Origin of the sequence: Nevskia soli (assembly GCF_903970205.1) — a bacterium.
Lineage (GTDB): Bacteria > Acidobacteriota > Terriglobia > Bryobacterales > Bryobacteraceae > Bog-113.
Genome location: NZ_CAJCHS010000201.1, coordinates 1 through 3,076, shown reverse-complemented (window position 1 = coordinate 3,076; position 3,076 = coordinate 1). Strand labels below are relative to the sequence as shown.

Genomic DNA, 3,076 nt, shown 5'->3' with positions numbered 1-3,076 from the left:
CAGCGGGATCGTCTTGGTCTTGAACGAGTCGTACGCCGCGTCCCAATTCCCGTTCTCCTTCGCCCGATCGATCGCTGCCTGCCCGGCCGCCTGCATCCGCCCGGCTTCAATAAGAGCCAACACCTTTTCGCGGTTGATCTTCGACCAGATACTCCTCGGACCGCGCGGCGTGAACCGCTGCAGAAACGTTTCCGCGTCGCCGGCCTTCTTCTGAGCGTCGATCCAGCCGTAACAGAGCGCGGCGTCCAGCGCTTCCGCATACGTCACCGATATCGTGGACGAAGACTTCTTCCGGATGCGCAGCCACACGCCTTCCGAACTCGCGTGGTTCTTTTTGAGCCACGCGCTCCAGGCGCGCTGCGTTTTGAACTCAAGCCCAGCGATATCCAAGGTTCGCGATGGGTAACGCCCGGATGCGATCGCCGTTAGCGGCGAAGATCGCGTTGGCTATGGCCGGGATGATCGGCGGCAGAGCGGGCTCGCCGAGGCCCGTCGGAGGATTGTCGCTCGGAACAAAGAAGACCTCGATCTTCGGCGCATTCCTGATCCGTGACAACTGGTGCTTGTCATAGTTCGTCTGGACGACGCGTCCCTTTTCCAGCGTGATTTCCTGGCCCATCAACTCGCTCATGCCATCGATGATGGCGCCCTGCGCCTGCGCTTCCGCGCCGCTGGGATTGATGATCTGAGAGCCCACATCGCCCGCCGTCCAGACATGCTGCACGCTCACGCGCTTCTGCGCGTCGACCGAAACCTGCGCGACATGCGCGAAGTAGCCCGAAAAACTGTAATGGAACCCGACGCCCATGGCCGTGCCCTTGGGGAGCGATGTCTTGCCCCATCCGGACTTATCGGCAACGGTTTGGAGCACGCGCCGCATGCGCTCCGCATTGTAGAATTCGCGCTGCGGCGGTTTGGGAATCGGTTCGTTCTCCGCCTTCGATTTCGCGGAGCCGGGAACGTTGGCGGTACCGGGCTCCTCCAGCAGCGCCAGCCGGAACTCAAGCGGATCGCGTCCGGCCGCGTGAGCCAGCTCGTCGATGAACGATTGGAAGACGAACGAGTACGCGTTGGCTCCGGGAGCGCGCAGGGCGCCGGTCTTTAGCCATAACGGAATGGTCGAAAGGTGTGATTCGAAGTTGGGGACGAAAGTGGCGGGAAACTCGTTGGGCTGCAAGTTGGCCGCGGGCGCGAGACGATCGCCGTCGCCATAGCCGATGTAGTGATTGCGCCAGGCGACGAGCTTGCCGGATGAATCCACCGCGCCTTTCATAAAGTGCCAGCCGCCGGGACGATAATAGTCGTGCGTCATATCGTCTTCACGCGACCAGAGCAGCTTCACCGGCGCGTTGATGGTCTTCGAAATCCAGGCGGCTTCGTTAACGAAGTCGTTGTTGAGCCCGCGTCCGAAACCGCCGCCCGCGCGCAGCAGGTGAACGGTAATGTCCGAGTCCGGGATACCTTGCGTTTGGGCGATCAGGCCCCGAGCCGAGCCCGGTGTCTGGCTTCCGGCCCAGACCTCAACCTTGCCGTTCTGAACGCGCGCCGTACAGTTGCGCGGTTCGAGCGGCGCGTGCGAGATCAGCGGGTACGAGTACTGCGCTTCGACAACTTTAGACGCGGCTTTGATTGCCCCGGCGAAGTCGCCATCTGTGCGGAGCGTTTTCACGGGCGGCTGCTTCGAAAGCTCAACGGCTCGCTGCGCGAAGTCGGTGGTATTCTGCGATGCGGCGGCGCCCTCATCCCACGTGACCTGCAGCTTGTTGCGCGCCGACTGCGCGTACCACCAGCTATCGGCGACAATCGCGATACCCGGTTCCAGACCCGGCTCGCCCGCCATCACCGTACCGTTCTTCACCATTCCTTCAACGGTGAAGACGTGCCGGATTCCAGGCATGCCCTTGATCGCATCGATGTTTGCCGTTTTTACTTTGCCGCCGAACACCGGGCACTTCTGATACACGGCGTAGAGCATGCCGGGCAGCGTGAAATCGATGCCGAAGATGGGTTGCCCGCTGACGATATCCGGGACATCGACACCCATCGTGGACTTGCCGATGATGGTGAACTCCTTCGGATCTTTGAGCTTGATCGTGGTGAGGTCCGGCGGAGGGACCTTCGCCGCGCGCTCGGCAAGCTCGCCGTAGCTCAGCGAGCGATTGGATTTGTCGTGATAAATGCGGCCATTAGAGGCGCGGCACTCGGACGCGGGCACATCCCACTTGTTCGCCGCCGCGGTGATGAGCATCTGACGCGCCGCGGCGCCGACCTGGCGCATGGGAACCCAGTTGTTCGATGCGGCCCGGCTGCCGCCCGTGAACTGAATGCCGTATTTGGCGTCGAGATCGGCCTGCTCCACTTTCACGGATTTCCAATCGACTTCGAGTTCTTCGGCGATCAGCATCGGGAGCATCGTCTTGATGCCCTGGCCGATTTCCGGGTTGCGCGACACGAGCGTAACGGTGCCATCGGAACCGATCTTGACGAAAGCGGAGGGATCGAGCGCGGGCTGTTGTTGGCGTTGTTGCTGGGCGGTTGCTTCGCGTTCCGAATAGAGTCCGAGAACGATGCCGCCGCCGGCTAATGAGGTTACACGGAGAAAGGAGCGTCGATTCATGCCGATGTCCTCATAGTCGCCGCCAGGTGGATGGCCGCACGGATCCGAGGATATGTTCCGCACCGGCAGGCATTCCCGGTCATGGCAGCGTCGATATCGGCATCCGTCGGCTTCGGAGTTTTGGATAGCAGCGCCGCGGCCGACATGATCTGCCCGGTCTGGCAGTAGCCGCATTGCGGAACATCTATCGCTGTCCAGGCTCGTTGCAGCGGGTGCAGATGGCCGGGCTCCAGACCTTCGATGGTGACGATCTGGCCTTTGGCCGCTGAGACGGGCGTTACGCACGATCGCATCGGGCGTCCGTCGATGTGAACCGTACAGGCGCCGCATTGCCCGATGCCGCAGCCGTATTTGGCGCCTTTCAGGTTGAGCACGTCGCGGAGAACCCACAATAGAGGCATGTCTGCGGGTGCGTCAACGGTCTTTGTTGTTCCGTTGACGTTGAGAGTGTAAGGCATG

The 3,076-nt window shown here is 61.8% G+C and carries 3 protein-coding genes; all 3 read right to left on the bottom strand.

Going from position 1 to position 3,076, the window contains the following annotated elements; translation table 11 throughout:
• Nucleotides 1-390 (bottom strand): YdeI/OmpD-associated family protein (locus H1Y01_RS09105; RefSeq protein WP_219341409.1); only part of this gene is annotated, 390 nt, incomplete at its 3' end.
• Nucleotides 371-2,617 carry a xanthine dehydrogenase family protein molybdopterin-binding subunit gene (locus H1Y01_RS09100; protein WP_180540127.1) on the bottom strand — a complete coding sequence of 749 codons (2,247 nt, stop codon included), beginning with the start codon at nt 2,615-2,617 and terminating at the stop codon, nt 371-373. The genes H1Y01_RS09105 and H1Y01_RS09100, both read right to left, overlap by 20 nt.
• Nucleotides 2,614-3,075 (bottom strand): (2Fe-2S)-binding protein, encoded by a 462-nt coding sequence (locus H1Y01_RS09095; RefSeq protein WP_180540126.1) that lies wholly within the window; start codon nt 3,073-3,075, stop codon nt 2,614-2,616. The genes H1Y01_RS09100 and H1Y01_RS09095 overlap by 4 nt, the downstream gene beginning before the upstream one ends.
• Between the last annotated feature and the right edge of the window lies 1 nt (nt 3,076).

Excerpts from the sequence above, each read along its gene's own strand:
- H1Y01_RS09100 (WP_180540127.1), bottom strand. The coding sequence starts at position 2,617 with ATGAATCGACGCTCCTTTCTCCGTGTAACCTCATTAGCCGGCGGCGGC.
- H1Y01_RS09095 (WP_180540126.1), bottom strand. The coding sequence starts at position 3,075 with ATGCCTTACACTCTCAACGTCAACGGAACAACAAAGACCGTTGACGCA.